Genomic DNA, 17,091 nt, shown 5'->3' with positions numbered 1-17,091 from the left:
GCGGGAAAGATGCCTTGACAAGCAACCCCAGACCGCAGGGAGGCTTCGTATCGGGGTGCAGGGCGGGGGCTGGGTGCCTCGATTGTCGGGTGCGCGGGTGGCTGCTGGGCGGGTGGTCCGTGAAGGGCTCCTTGAAGGAATCAGATTCCCTCAAGGAGCCCTTCACGGACTTGGGCGGGGCGTGAAGGGAACCCTCACGGAATCAGAGTTCCTGAGGGTTCCCCTCACGAACTGCGGAGGCGGCCAAGCGAGTCAGATCTCCGGCCGCTCGGCAACCGCTTCCCACAACGCACCCAGTTCGTTCAACATCCCCGCAATCTCCGCCCGCCGCTCTTCCGGGCAGTCCGCGAGCAACGCCTGATCCAGCTTCCGCGTCCGCCGAGTCACCTCGCGGAACGCGGCCGCCCCGTCCTCCGTCAGCGTCAGCACCTTCGCCCGAGCATCGTGCGGCGCGGGGCCCCGAGCGATCAGCCCCCGGTTCTCCAACCGCCGACAAACGTCAGCCATCGTCGAAGTGTCCAGCGCCACGGCCTTGGCCAACGCGGTCTGATCAAACCCCGGATAAGCCCGCACGGCCGACAACACCGCGAACTGCGGCCCGGTCAACACCGAATCGACATGCCGATTCCAAGCCGCCAAATACGCCTGGTACAGCCGGCGAGCCCCGTATCCAGGCGCCGCGGCAAGATCCGTCGGCGCCTCCAGGCTGACCCGACGCCCCGCCCGGGAGCCGCCTTTCGCTGACCCACCCACTGCTGTCGACATCCCTCGACCTTAACTACGCACCCGCGCCCCGGCAGACCGTCCGGCCCGCCACAAGCCTGTCCCCGCATCCCTGCCCGGCCATAATAGTACGTCCCCGGACAAAGTGCGGCTCAGGCACGCGCCCCTCAGGCAACACTGGTCGGTTTTTGCTGATTCCGGTCAAACAGGGCGGCCCCGCCCATCAGGAAGAGCTGTGCGACGACCCGATCGAACCGTCGCTGCTTCCACGCGGTGGCCAACAGTCCGCGGTGCGCCGCGAGGTGGTCGGCCAGTACGTCGTGGCCAAGATTGTGCGCACGCCCGAAATGCCGGTAGGCCGCACGGTAATCCCGCACCGCCAGCGCGGCCCGACCCTGGTCCATTTCGCCTTTGTACTCAGCGTCTGCCATCATCCCTCCCTTTCCCCTTGCAGCATAGGCAAAACACAGGCGGAGTCGCGCAGCACGCGACCGAGCCAAACACCCCGATTCACGCCCTGACAGGCGATTCGCGCGAAATCGCGCTCAGGAACGAATGAATGCCCCGCAACTGAACGACTTCGCCTCGAGAATCGCATCTCTCCCGCCAATCCGGCCACCGACGCCGGATCCCCTTGCGGGGCTGGGAAGATCCACTCATGACGAAAGAGCCGTTCCCAGCCTCGCCGCTTGTCCGCCTCGAGGTGCTCGCCGGCATAGTCCGGGACGAACTCCTGGCGGCCGGACTGCCTCTGACACACGGCGGGGCGGACGCTGGCGCGGCAGTTAGCGTCGACCGACCGGACCATCGCGGCGTCGTGGTCCACTGGTATCAGAGCAGCCAGTTCAGCGACGCACTGATGGCCGCACGGGGCGACGATCCCCACCACGAAGGAGAGGAATTCGCCGCCTTCACGAAGCAAGCCGACACGGTCAGGAAAGCGATGGCCGAAGCGCTGCACGAGATTCTCACGGCTGCGGGATTGGCGGCTGAACGGATCGACGGCGCCCATGTCTCCGACGAAATTCTGGTCACCCAGCGGCTCACCGCTTCCCCGTGGCAAGCCCGCCGGTTCTCCCGGGACGCGGCGCGGATGGACAAAATGCAAGCGGCCTGGGCCGCCGCCGGATGCGGGAACCCCGGCAGCGAGACGCACTACCCGAGCACCGGCGAGGCCCAGGCGTGACCGAGAACGAACCCACCCAGCTGCACCGCCTCGAAACCCTCGTCCGGATCGTCCAGAACGAACTCGTCGCAGCCGGGCTGCGGGTGATCCCCGACCCGGCGCCGACCGGCATGTCCGGCGCGATCGTCGCCGTCCGCCGCCCGGAACTCGACGGCGTGCTGGTCTCGTGGCAGCTAGGCCCGCAACTCGTCGACGCGGCACACGCGGCGTGGGGAGACGATCCGCATCACGAACACGAAGAATGCGCCGCTTTCGCGAAACTCAGGTCAGCGATCGACGAGTCGATGGCCAAAGCGATGCTCGCAATCCTCGCCGCGGGAGGACTCGAAGCCGCCCGGATTGAGTCCTGCGACCTCCTGGTGACCCAGCGCCTGGCCGTATCGCCGTGGCAAGCCCGCCGCACCGCCGAGTTCGAGGCGCGGTACGAGAAGATGCTGGCAGCCTGGAACGCCCGGAACGCGGAGAATTGCCCGAAGCCCGACTGCGACACACACCAAACCCCGTAGCCCCAACGGATCAAGGCCGGGTAGCCGCCGCGACGAACAACGGAACCGCCATGAACAACCGACCGTCCCGGGCGCGGTTGGTCTGTTCGGCGATCCACGCGTCAGCGAGTTCGCGGTCGATCGCTCCGGCCGCGCGAGCCGCTTCGGCGAGGCCGGTCGCCATCGGCAGCATCGTGGCCTCGGTGAAGACCGCCGTCGGCACCTCGACCGAAACGTCGGTGAATCCGTTGTCCAGCAGCAGAGTCCGATAGGAGCGGGCGACCGAGGGGTTGGTCACCAGGTCCGCGCGAGCGTGGACGATCGTGCGCGTCAGCGCTGGGTCGTCGGAGTCGATCACCACGGTGTCCCAGTCCTGGCCCGCCAGCACGATCCGTCCTCCCGGCGCCAGCACGCGACGAGCCTCGGCGAAGGCTGCCGCCAGATCGCGAACGTCGTGGAACACCTTGTCCGCGCGATACCCGGCCACGGCACCGTCCGCGAGCGGCAGCACTTCCGCGGTTCCCGCCTGGAAGTCCAGCTGGGGCCAGCGCTGTCGAGCGGCCTCGAGCATCCCCGGGTCGGGGTCGACGCCAACCGCCTTTGCCCCGCGTCCGACGAGTTCGGCGACGGCCCGGCCGGAGCCGCAGCCGACGTCCGCCACCGCCTGTCCGGGGCCGAGGCGAAGCAGGTCGTAGGTACGTGCGCGCAGGCTGGCCGCGCCGGGCAGCGCGTCGGCGGCGTCGAGCAGGCGGATGAGAGTCTCGGTGGACATGTCCGCCATGCTGCGACTTAATGACGACATGAAGTCAAGCGAGCTGACCATCGGCGCGGCAGCCGAGCGCTTCGGCCTGGCGACGCACGTCCTGCGGCACTGGGAATCGGTCGGCCTGCTGGCCCCGGCGCGCGTCACCGGCTCCCGTCGCTGCTACGGCGAGGACGACCTCCGCCGGATCGCGGTGATCCTGCGGGCCAAAGAAGCCGGTTTCAGCTTGGAAGACATCGGCGCGCTGCTCACTGCGCGCGAACCCGGGCAGCGCACACATCTCCTGCGCCGCCGCCGGACCGAGCTGGCCGCCCGGATCGCCGAAGCCCAAGCGTCGCTCGACCTGGTCGACTGCGCCCTCGGCTGTGACCATGACGATCTCGCGTCGTGCCCGCATTTCCAAGCAGTCGTCGAAAGGCACGGTTCAGCCTGAGCCACGCACAAGCACCCCCTGCAGACCGGGCGTGCTTGTCTGGAAATGCGGGCGCACCTCATCACCACTCCGGCCGCGAACTCCCCAGCCGAGGCGTCGTCCCAGCCCAGCCCAGTGGGGTCTCGCTCATCTGGATCACCGGACCAAGGCTCCTCAAAGCGCCGTAAATCGTGTCCTCATCCGAAACCGCGTACCGCTCGAATTCCGCTAGCGAAAGACGGCCCGGAGCATCCGCGTAATCCGTCAGCAAACCCTGCCGCTGCAACAACATCGACGACTGGCACAGCGAAACCCGCACGTGATACGACCCGCCCTCCCGAGCCCGCCGGGCCAGTGCCAGCATCGCGCCGTAACTGCCGAGGAAGCCAGTCAGGAAGTCGCACAGGTACACCGGAGTCAACTGTGGACGGTCGCCGCCCTGAACAACACAAGCACCGGTCACGGCTTGGGCGACCTGGTCCCATCCGGCGCGCATCCCGAACGGGTCGCCGGAGCCGAAGCAGTTCACGGTCACATAAACGATTCCTGGGCGAAGTGCAGCAAGATCCTCCGGGCCGAAGCCGTGGGCCGACATCCGGCCTGGGCGGTAGCCTTCGACGAACACGTCCGCGGTGCTGGCCAAAGACCGCAATCGGGCAGCATCGTCCACTGTGGAGTAATCGAGGTACGTGCTGCGCTTGCCGTGGCTGGTATCCCGGACGAACGGCGCGACTTGGGGCAAGTGCGGAGCGGTCACCATCAGCACGTTCGCGCCGTGTTCGGCCAGGCTCAGCGCGGCAGTGGGGCCCGCCAGAATCCGGGTCAGGTCGAGGACTCGGACGTCAGAAAGAGGGGAAGCACCGCTGTCAGGCAGCGGAGAAGGGGCGCTGTCGGCGATTTTGGTGATCTCGACAACGGGACGCGAGGCCAGGTAGGAGCCGTGCGGGTGCGCTAGCCATTCGTCCGGCGTCCGGACCACTCCCCCGCACGCGCCGGCGGCGGCGATGGCGTCCTCGAGATCGTCGGCCTTCCACTTGGCGACCGCGGCGGCGACGGAGGACGGCGTCGGCTCGCAGCCGAGGACGTCCAGGACCCGGCGTTCCAGGTGCGGCAGGTTGAAGTGCGGCAGAAACCAGCGTCCGTCAGCGGTCGGCCAGGGCTGGGTGAGCGCGACCATGTGCTCGACGGCGGGCGAAAGCGGCGCGGGACGGTACTCGCCGTCCGAGGCACGGATGAGCGTCATGTCCTCGCCGCCGAGAGCGGTGGCCGCGGCGGCGCGGACGTCAACGCCGATCTTCTGCCGACGTCCAGTACGCAGTTCCCACAGATCGTTCGCGGCGACCGCGCGGGCAGCGAGTGCGTCGGCGAGGGTTTCGCCGATCCGGAACGGCGACGCGAAAAGCGGGTCCGCGCCGGTGATCGTGACCTCGTCGGCCGCCGGGCGCGGGCGGTCGCGCAAGGTCATCAGTTCGTCGAAGGCGGGCATTTTCTTTCCTTTCAGGCCGAAACGACGTCGACCACGATGCGGCCGGTACCGGCACCGGCCAGGAGCGAAGCGGCGGCGTCCTTGGCTGCTGCGAGCGGGACAACGCGCGTCACGGAGTCCAGGAGCGCCGGGTCGAGAAGTGGGGCCAGGCGCTGCCAGGCAGCCACGCGGCGGAGCGGCGGCGTGCGGACGGAGTCGATTCCGAGCAGGGAGACGCCGCGCAGGACGAACGGCAGGACGTTGCCGGGATACTCGGCGCCTCCGGCGAGTCCGCAGGTCGTCGCGACGCCCGAATGCTGGAGACCCGCCAGCGCACCGGCGAGGACCGGGCCGCCGACCGCGTCGATCACGCCTGCCCAGTGCTGTTTGCCCAGCGGCTTGCCGGAAGACGTGAGTTCGGCGCGGTCGACGACCTGTGCGGCGCCTAGCGCGGTGAGCTGCCCCGAGAGTTCGGAAGGACGGCCGGTGGCGGCGATGACCTCGTATCGAGCAGCCGACAGGAGCGCTACCGCGATCGAGCCGACGCCACCGCCCGCTCCGGTGACCAGGATCGGGCCGGTTTCCGGGGCCAGGCCGTGGCGTTCCAGAGCGAGCAGGCTGAGGGCCGCGGTGAATCCGGCGGTGCCGACAGCCGCCGCGCGGAGCGGGCCGAGTTCCGAGGGGACGCGGACGAGGTCGTCGCCGTTGACCGCGGCGAGGCCAGCCAGACCGCCGTGCAGGTCTTCGCCGAGACCCGCACCGTTCAGCGTGACCAGGTCGCCCGGCCGCCAGCGAGGATGCCGGGACGCGAGCACCTCGCCGGTCAGGTCGATCCCGGCGATCAACGGGTGCCGCCGGATCACGCCGGGGCGGCCGTGCAGTGCGAGCGCGTCTTTGTAGTTGATGCTGGAATACCGCACGCGAACGGCGGTGTCGAGGTCGTCCAGCATCGCCGGGTCGAGCTGGTCGAGCGTCGCGCCAGTGGTGTCGCGGGCGATCCAGCCGCGGATGGCGGTCATCTCCTGGTCCATGCTTCCCACGCTAGAAATCCGGAACCTGACAGGGAAATGCCTGTCACAGCGACGTCATGCGCGGCGGGCATAGCTGGGTAGGCTGCCGGGCATGGAGGTCGAACTGCGGCATCTGCGCGCGTTCGTGACGGTCGCGACGTGCGGCACGTTCACGGCCGCGAGCCGCGAACTGCTGATCACCCAGCCGGCGCTCACGCGCACGATCCAGCAGCTCGAGGAGTCGGTCGGAACGCGCCTGCTGGAGCGCACGCCGCACGGCGTCGAACCGACCGAGGCAGGCGGCGATCTGCTTGGCCGGCTTCGCGTCGTGCTGCGCGATCTCGACACCGCACTCGCCGCGGCGGGCGGAAATGCCGGGCTGCGGATCGGGTTCCAGTGGGCGCTGCCGGATCCGTGGGCGAGCGATCTGCTGTCCGCCTTCGAAACCGCGACCGGCGCGACCGCCACCCTCCTGCGCCGCGACGACATCGTGGCCGCGCTGCATTCCGGCGACGTCGACGCGGCGTTGGTGCGCGGGGACGTCGACTCGTCCGGGATCAGCGGGACCCTGCTGTTCGAGGAAGACCGGCTGGCCGCTGTCGCCGCGAGTTCGGAGCTGGCGGCGCGCGCGGAACTGGACTGGGCGGAGCTGGCCGCGCATCCGGTGGTCGTGAACACGGTCAGCGGCGCGACCAGCCCGCTCGACTGGCCGCCGGAAACCCGGCCCGCGCAGGTGATCCAGTGCGGCAGCTACGACGAATGGCTCACGATCATCTCGTCCGGCCGGGCCGTCGGGTCGACCACCACGTCCGCCGCCGAGGCGCACACTCACGCGCGCGTCACGCACCTCCCGCTGCGGAACGCACCTCGCGTGGCGCTGCGGCTGCTGTGGCCGACGCGCCGGTCAAGCGATCCGTTGCTGCGCCGGTTCAGCGAATTGGCGCATTCCGTTCAGCGAGCGTCGTAGTCCGCACGGGCTTTTTCGATCTTCGCCAAATGCTCGACGCTCCATTCCAGCAACGGCGCGGTCGCTTCCCTCAGGGTCCGGCCCATGGCGGTCAGCTCGTAGGAAACGTGCGGCGGCATGACATTGTGGACAGTCCGGGTGAGGATCCCGTCGCGTTCCAGATCCCGCAGCGTGACGGTGAGCATCCGCTGGCTGATCCCCTCGATTTCCCTTTTGAGCTCAGTGAACCGGCGCGGCCCGTCGCGCAGCATGCGGACGATCAGCAACGCCCACTTGTCCCCCACGATCTCCAGGACCACTCGGGTCCGGCACACGTGGTCGGCCATGGTTACCTCCGGAGAACCGGGGCACTAATTAGTGCCTTATTGCCCGCTGCCGCGCGGACGATCACGCTGGTTATCGAACAGTACCGGGTTACTTCCGGTAACCGCTAATCTCGTGAACGAGGATCTGACGATGACGACGTTTCTGCTGGTCCACGGCGCTTGGCACAGCGGCCGGGCGTGGGACCGGGTGGTCCCGCTGCTGGAATCGGCCGGGCACCGGGTGCTCGCGCCGTCGCTGACCGGCTACGGCGACAAGAAACACCTGCTCAGCCCCGAGATCGGGCTCGACACCCATGTCCAGGACATCGTCGACCTGCTCCGCGCCGAGCAAGACGTGGTCCTGGTCGGCCACAGCTATGCCGGGCTGGTCATCTCCTCAGCCGCCAACGAGATGCCGGACCGGGTCGCCGAACTGGTCTACCTCGACGCGATGGTCCCGGAGGACGGCGAAACCGCGGTCGACGTCCAGCCGATCAGCCAACGCCTCATCGACCTCGCCGCACAACACGGCGACGGCTGGCGCGTCCCACCGCTGCCGGAACAGCCCACGCCGTTCGGCCTGTTCGGCGTCACCGACCCAGCCGACGTCGTCTGGCTGCGCGAAATGCTCTCCGACCAGCCGGTCCGCTGCCTGCAACAACCAGCGCGGCTCGACAACCCGGCCGCGCGCGCGATCCCGCGAACGCACATCCGCTGCGTCGGCGCGACCCCTGAAGGCATCACCCGCCGCCCGGTCCCGGCGATCCAGCCCAACGGAACGCCGTCGCAGGTGTGGGAGCTGCCGACCGGGCACGACTGCATGATCACGATGCCGGTCGAGTTGAGCGAATTGCTGCTGAAACTCGCCTAGCCCAGCCGGTTTCGGCCGCGCGCACCCACGCCACAAGTCCGTGGGCACGGCGGCGGACGAAACCGGCGCGTCAACGTCTCGCGAGTGGCGATGCCGGTTCTAACAAGCATCGCCACTCACGAGGGCCCGCTCCAGCAACACCTCAGCCGCCGCTCGTGCGTGACGGCCATAGCCCGGATCCCCCAGAACCATCGCCCGGCTAGCCGCTCCGTCGGCCAACGTGACCAGTTGCTCGGCAAGTGCAGCAGGGTCGGCGGCCCCCAGCTCCGCGACCAGATCCGTGACCAGTCGGAGCATCAGCAGTTTCTGCTCCCGCACATAGGCGTGCACCGCACTGGACGGGTCGGGATACTCCGCCGCCGCGTCCACGAACAGGCAGCCGCGCACCGGCTCGGACTTCGGCAGTTCGAACATCGCCAGAAGCCGTTGCCGCGGCGGGAGATCCGCGCGGGTGAGCACGTCGTGCAGGGTGTCGCCGGAGCGGACGAGGTCCCGCAGGTACGCGACGACCAGCTCGTCCTTGACCGGGAAATGCAGGTACAGCGTCCGTTTCGACACCGGAGCCGCGGCGGCGACCTGCTCCATCGTCGTGCCGGTGATGCCGTGGCGGGCGAACAGGTCCGCGGCGGCGGCCAGCACGCGCTCGCGTCCGCCGCGACCGGCGCGGCGGGCTTTCTCCTCGACCATGCGACCAAGTGTACAGAAACGTTTACTTAAGCCGCCGGAGCCTGCTACCGTGCCTAGGTATACGAGATCGTTTACCTAAGGAGTACTCCCGATGCCCGCCACCGAACTCGCCGACGCCGCCGCGACCCTGATCCGCGGGCGGCGCGCGACCCGGTCGTTCCGGTCCGATCCCGTTCCGGACAGCACCCTCCGCGAGATCTTCGACCTCGCCGCGGCGGCTCCGTCCAATTCCAACGCCCAGCCGTGGCAGGTGGAGGTCGTCAGCGGAGCGAAGCGGGACCAGCTCGCCGACGCACTGGTCGACGCGCACAAGGAAGGCCGCCGGTCGGTCGATTTCCCCTACAGCGAAGCGATTTACGAAACGGTCCACCAAGAGCGCCGAGCCGCGGCGGGCGGTGCGTTGTACGGCGCGCTGCAGATCGGCTTCGACGACCGCAAAGCGCGTGCCGCCTACGACGCCGAAAGTCTGCGCTTCTACGGAGCCCCGCACGTCGCGCTGCTGTTCGCGCCGGACACCGCCGAAGCCCGGCTCGCGGCAGACGTCGGGATGTACGGCCAGACCCTGCTGCTGGCCATGCAGGCGCACGGGGTTTCCAGCTGCCCGCAAGGATTGCTGAGCTTCTACGCGGACGCGGTCCGGGAAACGCTCGGCCTCGACGGCGGGAAACTGCTGTTCGGGATCTCGTTCGGGTATGCCGATCGCGCCGCACCGGTCAACCGGTTCGCGGTCGGGCGGGCGCCGCTCGCCGAGACCACCCGGTTCCACGGCTGAGCTTCAAGCGCACTGTCCGGAAAGGACCGGCATTCCGGCCCAGGAGGTTCCGATGGACGTGCTGGCCTTCGGCGCCGGGGAGGAATTCCGCCTCGCCGCCCCTGCCGACGGCCGCTGCGGCGCGACGACTCAGCAGAAACCGACGAACCGCCCCGTCAGCGGGACGACTCGCACGCCTCCCGCGCCGGCACCCCGCAGCCGAGCCGGGCCCAGACCGTCTTGCCGCCGGAATGCTCGTGCACTCCCCAGTCGTCGGCGAGCCGGTCGACGAGCAGCATTCCCCGTCCGCGCGCCCGTTCGAAGTCCGGCGGGCGGACCTGCGGGCGGCCGGGTTCCGGGTCGTCCACTTCGATCACCACGACGCACGGCCGAGCCAGCACCGTCAATCGCGCATAGGACGGCCCCGAGGTGTGCTCGTAGGCATTGGAGGCGAGTTCTTCGATCACCATCAGGACGTCCGCGAGGTGATCCGGCGACAGGTGCCCGAGCGACTTGCCCGCCCAGGCGCGCACGCGCGGCAGCGCCGAGACGCCGGTGCCGCGCAGGTCCAGCACCCAGGGCTCGTCGTCCGGGCCGGTCAACGCCGGTCCCTCTTCCGCTGGCCGGGACAAAAAGCCCCCTCTCCCGCCGGCGGCGCGACGGGGCGCGGGGACCTGCCCGTGCCGGAAAACGCCGCCGCGTTTCGCCGTCCCTCGCCGCAGCCGCTTGACATCACGTGGGGAAGTCCTCTTTTCATTCTCGACTTCGCCGGTGCCCAATCGGGCGTACCCGGACAGGACCGACTTCACACCTGCCGCCGCACATCTCTGGATCTCGGTGCCGGTTCGGTTACTGTCGCTGCATGCCGCCTCACGCGCCGGAGCCCGAATCGCGCACTCGCCTCGCCGAAATCCTCGGCGCCGGGGCGAACGACGCCGACCTCGGCGAGGAGCTCACGAAGATCCTCGCCCGGGCTTGCACCGTCCTCGACGTCGACACCGCGACCGTGCTGCGGCACGAGTCCCGGTGGGCGCGCCTCGTCGCCATCGCGGCCGCTGGGCTCGAGGAGGAGGTCTACCAGGGGGTCCAGGTGCCGGTCGGCGCGGGGTTCGCCGGAGCCGTCGCGGCGCGCCGGGAACCGGTTGTCATCGACCAGGTCGACAAGACCACGGTGCTCAACGCACTGCTGTCCGAACGAGGCCTGCACACCATGCTCGGCGTGCCGATGCTCGCGGGCACCGAGCTGGTCGGCGTGCTGCACATCGGAGCCGTGCGGGAGCGCCGGTTCACCACGACCGACATCGAAACGTTGCGGCTTCTCGCCGACCGGCTGGCCGCTGTGCTGCAGGCGGAAATCGTGCACCAGAACCAGGCCGCGACCATCGCCCTGCAGCGCAGCCTGCTGCCGGGAGTCCTGCCCGTCATCGACGGCCTGCGCCTGGCCGCCCGCTACGTGCCGGGCGCGGAGGCCGGGCTCGGCGGCGACTGGTACGACATCTTCCGGCTGCCCGGCGACCAGACCGGCATCGTGATGGGCGACGTGTCCGGGCACGGCCTCGAAGCCGCGGTCATCATGGGACGGCTCCGCAGCGCACTGCGCGCGTACGCGCTCGACTGCGACGATCCCGCCGAAGTCCTCGCCAAACTCGACCGCAAGGCCAACCACTTCGAGCACGGTGTGATGGCGACGGTCGCGTACGGCATTCTCAGACCCGGTCATGAGAGCATGGCGCTGTCGCTCGCCGGGCACCTGCCGCCGGTCGTGGCGTCGCCCGGCAAACCGGCCGAACTCATCGCCGCCCCGCCGGATCCGCCCGTCGGCCTGACCGTCGGAGCCACTGTCAAGCGGCGCACCACCGTTGTCGCACTGCCGCCGGGAGCCGTCGCCGTCTTCTACACAGACGGGCTCGTCGAACGGCGCGACCGGCTCGTCGACACCGGCATGGACCAGCTCGCCGAACTGGTCCGGCCGGAGGACCCGGAACGCGCCTGCGCCCGGATCATGGCCGCCATGGTGGGATCCCGGCCCCCGCAGGACGACGTCGCACTCGTCGTGCTCCACCGCGCCGAAGGGGCCGGAACGCCCTGATCACTTCGCGGCCAGCGCCTCTTCGAGCGTGCGGTACAGCGGCAGGCTCTGCTCCAGCCCGGTCAGCTGGATCGGCCGCAGGGTCGCCCGGCCGGACGCCACGATCCGCACCTCGGTGCCCGCCGGAGCCTCCCGGCACGCGGCCAGCAGCACGGTCAGCCCGGCCGAGGCGAGGAAATCGACCTCTGTCAGGTCCAGCACCAGCACCGGGGGCCGCCCGGTGACGGTTTCGGCGACCGCGGCCGTCAATTTCGGGGCGGTCCCGAGGTCCAGGTCCCCGCTCAGCGCCAGCACCGCCGCGGGAGCGCGGTCGGCCCGGTCGATCGACAGCGAACCCGGCGGGTCGATCACCGGGTCGGTCAGCTCACTCATCGCTCTTTCCCTCCTCAGGAAGCCCGGCACGCTCGCGTCCGGGCAGGAAAAGTACGCGGCTGGCTGCTCAACCGCGAATAGCATGCCTTACGACGACGGCCACGCACGAATGCCGTCGCGGGAAATGATCTCGGATCACCGGGGAACCGGCAGCGCGGGGGCACCCGGGATGCGATGTTCGGCTCATTGCGGGCGGGCGCGGTCCGTGGTCTCGCGACGGCGCGGCGGGCCGGTGTGCTCGCCAGCCTGATTCGCCGACGGGACTTCCCATTCCGCTGATTCCGGAGGGTTGCGACACTGCTTCGCCAACCTCCCCGGCCCGCTCGCCAGCGCGCCACGCCGCGATCCGAGAGGAGCGCGTCCGCCCTCCGACGACGACGGCGCGCCCGGCCCGGCTCAGTGCGCACGTCCGCGCCGCTGCCCGGCCGCGTTCTCGCGCAACCGGTCCGTGTGTTCGCCGACTTCGCCGACCCGGTCCGCCAGCGCGGCGTGCCGCGACGCGAGGTGCGCGCGGACGTTCGCCAGCGGCAGCAGCAGGTTCGCGACATCGTCCTCTCCCAGCGCGACGCCGAGCCGGTCGGCGCTTTCCTGTCCCGCGGGGTCCAAATCCGGCGCGGAGCTGACCTCCGCGGCGAGGCGCCGCAGCACCGCCGCGTTGCGTCGCGCCCAGTCCGCGACCGCCCGGTCTCCCGCGCGGCGGTCGCGTTCGGCGTGCACGCGGGCTTCGCCGGTGGTCTCCCCGGTCGCCGACGGCCGAAGCCGCAGGTACCGGCGTTCGGCGGCCTGCCTGCTGGCCACGCCCAGCGCCGGGGCCAGCGCGGCCCAGCTCGCGCCCGACTCCCGCGCGGCCGCGATCAGTTCCGGCTCCCACTCGGCGAGCTGGTCGCGCAGCGCCCGCAACGCGGACAGCGCGGCCAGCGACCGTTCGGCAGGCGCGCCGCCGTCCCGCGCGGCCAGCACCGCTTCGCGAACACCTTCGACCAGCAGAGCGGGGTCCACCTCCGCCATAGCGTCATCCTCTCGACGACTAGGCAGTTGTCATCATTTCGATGACATGATAGAAGAAGAGAGCGTCCCTGTCGAACGGCGGAGAAGGATCCGGACGACCGGTCGGCCGGTCCCGCGGGCCGATTCGCCGCGTCCTCCAGGTTTCCCGGGCCCTTTCACCGGGAATCAGGTCCGGACCGCCCGCCAGGGCGCGTTCCGGCCGCCGGCCGGAGAACCCCACGCGGTCCCTCGCGCGGAGCAGGCCGACCCTGCTCCGCGCCAGCCCTTCGCGCGAGAAAGGCGTTGTCCCCCGTGTCCCTGCCGCTGCACACCGCCCAGACCGGCCCGTCGCACCCCGCACTGGTGCGATTGTGGAGCTACCTCGCCGACGTCACCGGCACACTGGGCATCGGCCTCGAGTCCTGCACCGTCGACCACGACACCCCGGTGTCGGCCTACGTCGCCCTCGACGGCCGTCTGCCCGCCTACCCCGACCGCGACGTCGCCCTGCTGTGGGACGAAATCCACGGCTGGGCCGCCGCCGTCGAAACGCATTCCGGCGAGGACCTCATCGTCATCCGCTACCTTGGCGGGCCTTCGGTGGCCCCGCCCGCGTCCCGCGTCGCCGAGTTCGCGGCCGCGGTGCGCGACGACGACCACCGGATCGGCTGCCTCGCGCCGCCCGAACTCCGGACCCTGGGCGCCCCGGCCGATCTCGACGCCGTCCTCAGCGAAGTGGCGTGACCGGCACGCCAACCACGGTCCGTGACCCTCCACTGTGGACTCCCGAGTTTCGCGGCGCCGCGGAACGGGCAGTCAAGACCATGACCGAGTTCGAAGCCGAGCGGCGGATGCCCGCGACGGCGGAACAGGTGTATGCCGTCGCCGCCGCACACCTGGACGAATGGCTGCCGGAGCCGGTCGCCGCGCCCCCGGCCGGGCACGGCGACCAGCTCCGGCTCGAATGGGGCGGCAGCTGGCTCCAGGTCGTGTCCGGCGCGGCGGGAACGAGCCACGCGACCCTGCACCTGTCGGTTCCGGCCGGTCAGCGCGGCGACGACCTGCCCGCGCGCCTTCGCGACTCCCTCGACCGGCTCGCCGTTTTGTCCGGCTCGCCCGGCTGAACCCACCCATTAGTCCACAATGGACCGTGACCGTTTCGTTTTCCGTCGCATGGAACAGGAACGGCACACCGCGAGGCGGATCGGCTACTCTGCGCCCAGGAGTTGATGGTCCCATGCTGGTGCGGAAGGAAATTCTGCCGGGGCCTCGCCGAAACAGCACGGAACGGAACCGGCTCGCGATCGACTGCGTCGTCGACAGCCTGCTGCGATGTCTTCCTCTGGCCGAGCAATCCCGGCTGGGCATCGTCGTGCCGAGCCGAGGCCGCACGTGCGACCGGGAGGCCCTTCTGATGGAGATCTCGTTGCGCACCAGGCGTTCCCCGCACGCGGCGGGGTGCCTGGTCCGCGCGGTCTACTCGGCACTCGGGCAAACCTCGCCGGAACTCGCGTCCCGGGTGCGCGCGGGGGTGAGCCCGGACGTGCTGCTCCTGCTGGGCGGGACGCGGCAGCCGTGCACGTGGTCTCGGGAAACGCCACCCCGACGCGACGGCGGGTGACCGGGTGGCGTCCGGCGAGGGGTTTTCCGTTTAAGACCAAGCGAACTGCCGGATTCCGGCTGCGCGGCCCGTTCGGCACTCAGGCAAACCTCGTCTCCTGGATGCCCGCTGGTCCTGAACGCGCCAGCCGTGCACACGGTCACGGGAAACGCCGCCACGGCGGACGACCAGACGGCACCCGAAGAGAGCATTCCCGTTCAAACCCAAGCGAACTGCCGGATCCCGTCGGCGTTGACCAGCCGTCCGAAGGCCAGTTCCGGGAAGTGTGCGGGGGCGAAAACGTCGCCGGACGCTTCGAGTTCGGCCGCGAGCCGCTGTCGCATCGCGGTCGCCGCGGGCCGGTCCACATCGAACATGCCCTCCCATTCCGGGTCGGTCAGCTCGCCCACCGTGTGCAGGACGTCGCCGAGCAGCAGGGCGCGTTCGCCGCCGTCGCTGACCACGAAGACCGTCGAGCCGGGAGTGTGGCCGGGCGCGGGGCGCGCGATCAGCCCGGGCGCCAGTTCGGTTTCCTCGTCGAAAGTTTCGATCTGGCCGGTGATCGGCGCGAACGTCTGCTGGACAGCAGGATCCGCGGTGTCGCCGGTCGTGAAGTGCGCCCAGTCGGCAGCGTGCATGCGGAATGTGGCCCGAGGGAAGACGGCTTCGTCGCGCACGGTCGACCAGCCGACGTGGTCGACGTGCAGATGGGTGAAGACCACGTCGGTGACGTCCTCGGGCGCGACCCCGGCGCGGCGCAGGTTGTCGAGCAGGCCGCCGGTGGCGAAGCCGTCGTGCTCGAAGCCCGGCCCGGTCCCGGCGTCCACCAGCACCGTCCGGTCGCCCAGCCGCATGAGGAAGGAGCCGACGTCCATCCGGATCCGGCCGTCGGCGTCCAGGGGCTGATGGCGGCATTCCCATCGCGCGCCCCGGGCGTGGACCACCGTGCCGACCAGCGGCAGCCGGGCGATGCCGTCGAGGATCGGGACGATGTCGATGGCGCCGATTTTCATGACAGCTCCTCGTTTTCCGGCCGTTCGCGTCCGACAGTACCGGCGAAACGATCTTGCCCGGCGCTGTCCAGCATGTGGGAGTTGCCGTTCCGGCAAGATCGCTCGCGCTCCCGGCCCGGCTCCGGCGACCCTGGACGCACACCGACCCGAGGAGCCGACCGATGACCACCGACGCGACCCTGTTCTGGGACGAAGTCCACGCCGCCCGGCCGCCCGCGGACCCGCGGCCGAACACCCGGCTCGTGGAAACCGTCTCCGCCTTCCCGCCCGGCGACGCACTCGACCTGGGCTGCGGCAACGGCGGCGACGCACGCTGGCTCGCCGCTCGCGGCTGGAACGTGACCGCCACCGACATCTCGGCCGTCGCGGTCAACCGCCTTGCCGGAACGCGGATCACCGCCGTCCGGCACGACCTGCGAGTCAGCTTCCCGCCCGGCGACTTCGACCTCGTGACGGCGCACTACCTGCAGACCCCCTTCGAACTCGACCGGGCCACCGTCCTGCGCACCGCCGCGCACGCCCTGCGCCCGGGCGGCCGGCTGCTGATCGTGGACCACGGTTCGAGCGCGCCGTGGTCGTGGAACCAGGACCCGGACGCGCGTTTCCCCGGCCCGGCGGAAATCGCCGCGGACCTCGCCCTCGACCCGGCCGGGTGGACCGTCGAACGCGCCGACTCCCCCACCCGCCTCGCGACCGGACCGGACGGCCAGACCGCCGAGGTCGTCGACCACGTCCTGCTCATCCGCCGCGCCGCCTGAACCCGCAAGGAGAATACTGTGCCTCGCCGTCGCGACACCCCGCCGCCCCGCACCGGAAGCAGCGAAACCGAAGTCCTGCGCGGATTTCTCGACTATCTCCGCACCTCGGTCGCCGCCAAGGTCGACGGCGCGCCGGAACCCGAAGCCCACGCCGCCGCGGTGCCGTCCGGGACGAATCTGCTCGGTCTGCTGAACCATCTGACTTTCGTGGAACGGTCGTTGTTTCTCGGTGAGACAGTGACGAACTGGCCGTCGACCTTCCGCACCAAGGACAGTGTCGCGAATGTCGTCACTCGCTACCGGGAAACAGTGCAGCGCGCCAACGAACTTCTCGACGGCTGCCCGGATCTCGCCGCCCCGATGCCAGGCCGCGACGGCCCGAGCGTCCGCTGGGCACTGACGCACATGATCGAGGAAACCGGACGACACGCCGGTCACGCCGACATCCTCCGCGAACTGATCGACGGCTCCACCGGCCGCTGACCCGCCCCCACTCCCCGCCGCCCCCTACCTCAAGCCCCACCCCCCAACTTGCTCACCACGCGGGATCGCGCCGACGTTTGGGGGCTGCCCGGCGTGACAGGCCGAAGGCCCCACACGCCGGGCTTCGTGATCTGCTCGTCGATCCGGTGGTCGGCGAACGCGTC

General features: G+C 70.1%; 23 protein-coding genes. 12 read left to right on the top strand and 11 right to left on the bottom strand.

Annotation, left to right across the window (positions count from 1 at the left end):
• Positions 1-252: 252 nt before the first annotated feature.
• Both ABZX37_RS47460 and ABZX37_RS47455 read right to left on the bottom strand, forming a co-directional pair.
• Positions 253-765 carry a MarR family winged helix-turn-helix transcriptional regulator gene (locus ABZX37_RS47460; RefSeq protein WP_354750926.1) on the bottom strand — a complete coding sequence of 171 codons (513 nt, stop codon included), beginning with the start codon at positions 763-765 and terminating at the stop codon, positions 253-255.
• Positions 766-890: 125 nt separating this feature from the next.
• Positions 891-1,154, bottom strand: a complete 264-nt coding sequence (locus ABZX37_RS47455) for a DUF3703 domain-containing protein (RefSeq protein WP_354750925.1) — start codon at positions 1,152-1,154, stop codon at positions 891-893.
• A gap of 227 nt (positions 1,155-1,381) precedes the next feature.
• Here ABZX37_RS47455 and ABZX37_RS47450 point away from each other — a divergent pair, with 227 nt between their 5' ends.
• Entirely contained in the window at positions 1,382-1,909 is a 528-nt protein-coding gene (locus ABZX37_RS47450; RefSeq protein ID WP_354750924.1) for a hypothetical protein, read from the top strand.
• A complete protein-coding gene (locus tag ABZX37_RS47445; RefSeq protein WP_354750923.1) occupies positions 1,906-2,415 on the top strand; it encodes a hypothetical protein in 510 nt (169 codons plus the stop codon). Before ABZX37_RS47450 ends, ABZX37_RS47445 begins: the two co-directional genes overlap by 4 nt.
• 10 nt (positions 2,416-2,425) lie before the next feature.
• Here ABZX37_RS47445 and ABZX37_RS47440 read toward each other — a convergent pair whose 3' ends face one another.
• A complete protein-coding gene (locus tag ABZX37_RS47440) occupies positions 2,426-3,166 on the bottom strand; it encodes a methyltransferase domain-containing protein (protein ID WP_354750922.1) in 741 nt (246 codons plus the stop codon).
• Here ABZX37_RS47440 and ABZX37_RS47435 point away from each other — a divergent pair.
• Positions 3,165-3,590 (top strand): MerR family transcriptional regulator, encoded by a 426-nt coding sequence (locus ABZX37_RS47435; RefSeq protein ID WP_354750921.1) that lies wholly within the window; start codon positions 3,165-3,167, stop codon positions 3,588-3,590. The two genes, ABZX37_RS47440 and ABZX37_RS47435, sit on opposite strands and share 2 nt — an antisense overlap.
• Before the next feature lie 61 nt (positions 3,591-3,651).
• On the opposite strand, the gene ABZX37_RS47430 is transcribed toward ABZX37_RS47435, so the two are convergent.
• Positions 3,652-5,055 (bottom strand): CoA transferase, encoded by a 1,404-nt coding sequence (locus ABZX37_RS47430; protein WP_354750920.1) that lies wholly within the window; start codon positions 5,053-5,055, stop codon positions 3,652-3,654.
• Between the two features lie 11 nt (positions 5,056-5,066).
• Complete coding sequence (locus tag ABZX37_RS47425; RefSeq protein WP_354750919.1) at positions 5,067-6,065, bottom strand: acryloyl-CoA reductase; 999 nt, start codon at positions 6,063-6,065, stop codon at positions 5,067-5,069.
• A gap of 91 nt (positions 6,066-6,156) precedes the next feature.
• Between ABZX37_RS47425 and ABZX37_RS47420 the strand changes: the two genes are divergently transcribed.
• The gene (locus tag ABZX37_RS47420) at positions 6,157-7,011 is read left to right on the top strand and encodes a LysR family transcriptional regulator (protein WP_354750918.1); all 855 of its coding nucleotides are present in this window, start codon (positions 6,157-6,159) and stop codon (positions 7,009-7,011) included.
• Here ABZX37_RS47420 and ABZX37_RS47415 read toward each other — a convergent pair.
• Entirely contained in the window at positions 6,996-7,337 is a 342-nt protein-coding gene (locus tag ABZX37_RS47415; protein WP_354750917.1) for a helix-turn-helix domain-containing protein, read from the bottom strand. The two genes, ABZX37_RS47420 and ABZX37_RS47415, sit on opposite strands and share 16 nt — an antisense overlap.
• A gap of 130 nt (positions 7,338-7,467) precedes the next feature.
• Here ABZX37_RS47415 and ABZX37_RS47410 point away from each other — a divergent pair, with 130 nt between their 5' ends.
• The gene (locus ABZX37_RS47410) at positions 7,468-8,187 is read left to right on the top strand and encodes an alpha/beta hydrolase (protein WP_354750916.1); all 720 of its coding nucleotides are present in this window, start codon (positions 7,468-7,470) and stop codon (positions 8,185-8,187) included.
• A gap of 99 nt (positions 8,188-8,286) precedes the next feature.
• Here the strand turns inward: ABZX37_RS47410 and ABZX37_RS47405 are convergent, their stop codons facing one another.
• Complete coding sequence (locus tag ABZX37_RS47405; RefSeq protein ID WP_354750915.1) at positions 8,287-8,874, bottom strand: TetR family transcriptional regulator; 588 nt, start codon at positions 8,872-8,874, stop codon at positions 8,287-8,289.
• 91 nt (positions 8,875-8,965) lie between these two features.
• On the opposite strand from ABZX37_RS47405, the gene ABZX37_RS47400 reads away from it, so the two are divergent.
• Positions 8,966-9,646: a nitroreductase gene (locus tag ABZX37_RS47400; RefSeq protein WP_354750914.1), complete on the top strand. Its 681-nt coding sequence runs from the start codon at positions 8,966-8,968 to the stop codon at positions 9,644-9,646.
• Between the two features lie 155 nt (positions 9,647-9,801).
• On the opposite strand, the gene ABZX37_RS47395 is transcribed toward ABZX37_RS47400, so the two are convergent.
• A complete protein-coding gene (locus ABZX37_RS47395) occupies positions 9,802-10,227 on the bottom strand; it encodes an ATP-binding protein (protein ID WP_354750913.1) in 426 nt (141 codons plus the stop codon).
• Positions 10,228-10,487: 260 nt separating this feature from the next.
• Between ABZX37_RS47395 and ABZX37_RS47390 the strand changes: the two genes are divergently transcribed.
• Positions 10,488-11,714, top strand: a complete 1,227-nt coding sequence (locus tag ABZX37_RS47390; RefSeq protein ID WP_354750912.1) for a GAF domain-containing SpoIIE family protein phosphatase — start codon at positions 10,488-10,490, stop codon at positions 11,712-11,714.
• Here ABZX37_RS47390 and ABZX37_RS47385 read toward each other — a convergent pair whose 3' ends face one another.
• A complete protein-coding gene (locus ABZX37_RS47385; RefSeq protein ID WP_354750911.1) occupies positions 11,715-12,086 on the bottom strand; it encodes an STAS domain-containing protein in 372 nt (123 codons plus the stop codon).
• A 396-nt stretch (positions 12,087-12,482) separates the two neighbouring features.
• A complete protein-coding gene (locus ABZX37_RS47380; protein WP_354750910.1) occupies positions 12,483-13,094 on the bottom strand; it encodes an HSP18 transcriptional regulator in 612 nt (203 codons plus the stop codon).
• 297 nt (positions 13,095-13,391) lie between these two features.
• On the opposite strand from ABZX37_RS47380, the gene ABZX37_RS47375 reads away from it, so the two are divergent.
• From ABZX37_RS47375 to ABZX37_RS47365, 3 genes are all read left to right on the top strand, one after another.
• Entirely contained in the window at positions 13,392-13,817 is a 426-nt protein-coding gene (locus tag ABZX37_RS47375) for a DUF6292 family protein (RefSeq protein WP_354750927.1), read from the top strand.
• Between the two features lie 80 nt (positions 13,818-13,897).
• Positions 13,898-14,197, top strand: coding sequence for a hypothetical protein (locus tag ABZX37_RS47370; protein WP_354750909.1), 300 nt, complete (start codon positions 13,898-13,900; stop codon positions 14,195-14,197).
• A 113-nt stretch (positions 14,198-14,310) separates the two neighbouring features.
• Entirely contained in the window at positions 14,311-14,694 is a 384-nt protein-coding gene (locus tag ABZX37_RS47365; RefSeq protein ID WP_354750908.1) for a DUF2267 domain-containing protein, read from the top strand.
• A gap of 197 nt (positions 14,695-14,891) precedes the next feature.
• On the opposite strand, the gene ABZX37_RS47360 is transcribed toward ABZX37_RS47365, so the two are convergent.
• Positions 14,892-15,686, bottom strand: a complete 795-nt coding sequence (locus ABZX37_RS47360) for an MBL fold metallo-hydrolase (RefSeq protein ID WP_354750907.1) — start codon at positions 15,684-15,686, stop codon at positions 14,892-14,894.
• A gap of 161 nt (positions 15,687-15,847) precedes the next feature.
• Between ABZX37_RS47360 and ABZX37_RS47355 the strand changes: the two genes are divergently transcribed.
• Entirely contained in the window at positions 15,848-16,444 is a 597-nt protein-coding gene (locus ABZX37_RS47355; protein ID WP_354750906.1) for a class I SAM-dependent methyltransferase, read from the top strand.
• A gap of 18 nt (positions 16,445-16,462) precedes the next feature.
• Positions 16,463-16,927: a DinB family protein gene (locus ABZX37_RS47350; protein ID WP_354750905.1), complete on the top strand. Its 465-nt coding sequence runs from the start codon at positions 16,463-16,465 to the stop codon at positions 16,925-16,927.
• Positions 16,928-17,091: the final 164 nt, after the last annotated feature.

Origin of the sequence: Amycolatopsis sp. NPDC004079 (assembly GCF_040610415.1) — a bacterium.
Lineage (GTDB): Bacteria > Actinomycetota > Actinomycetes > Mycobacteriales > Pseudonocardiaceae > Amycolatopsis > Amycolatopsis halotolerans.
The sequence above is the reverse complement of the archived record's forward strand: the minus strand, read 5'-3'. Positions and strand labels throughout refer to the sequence as shown.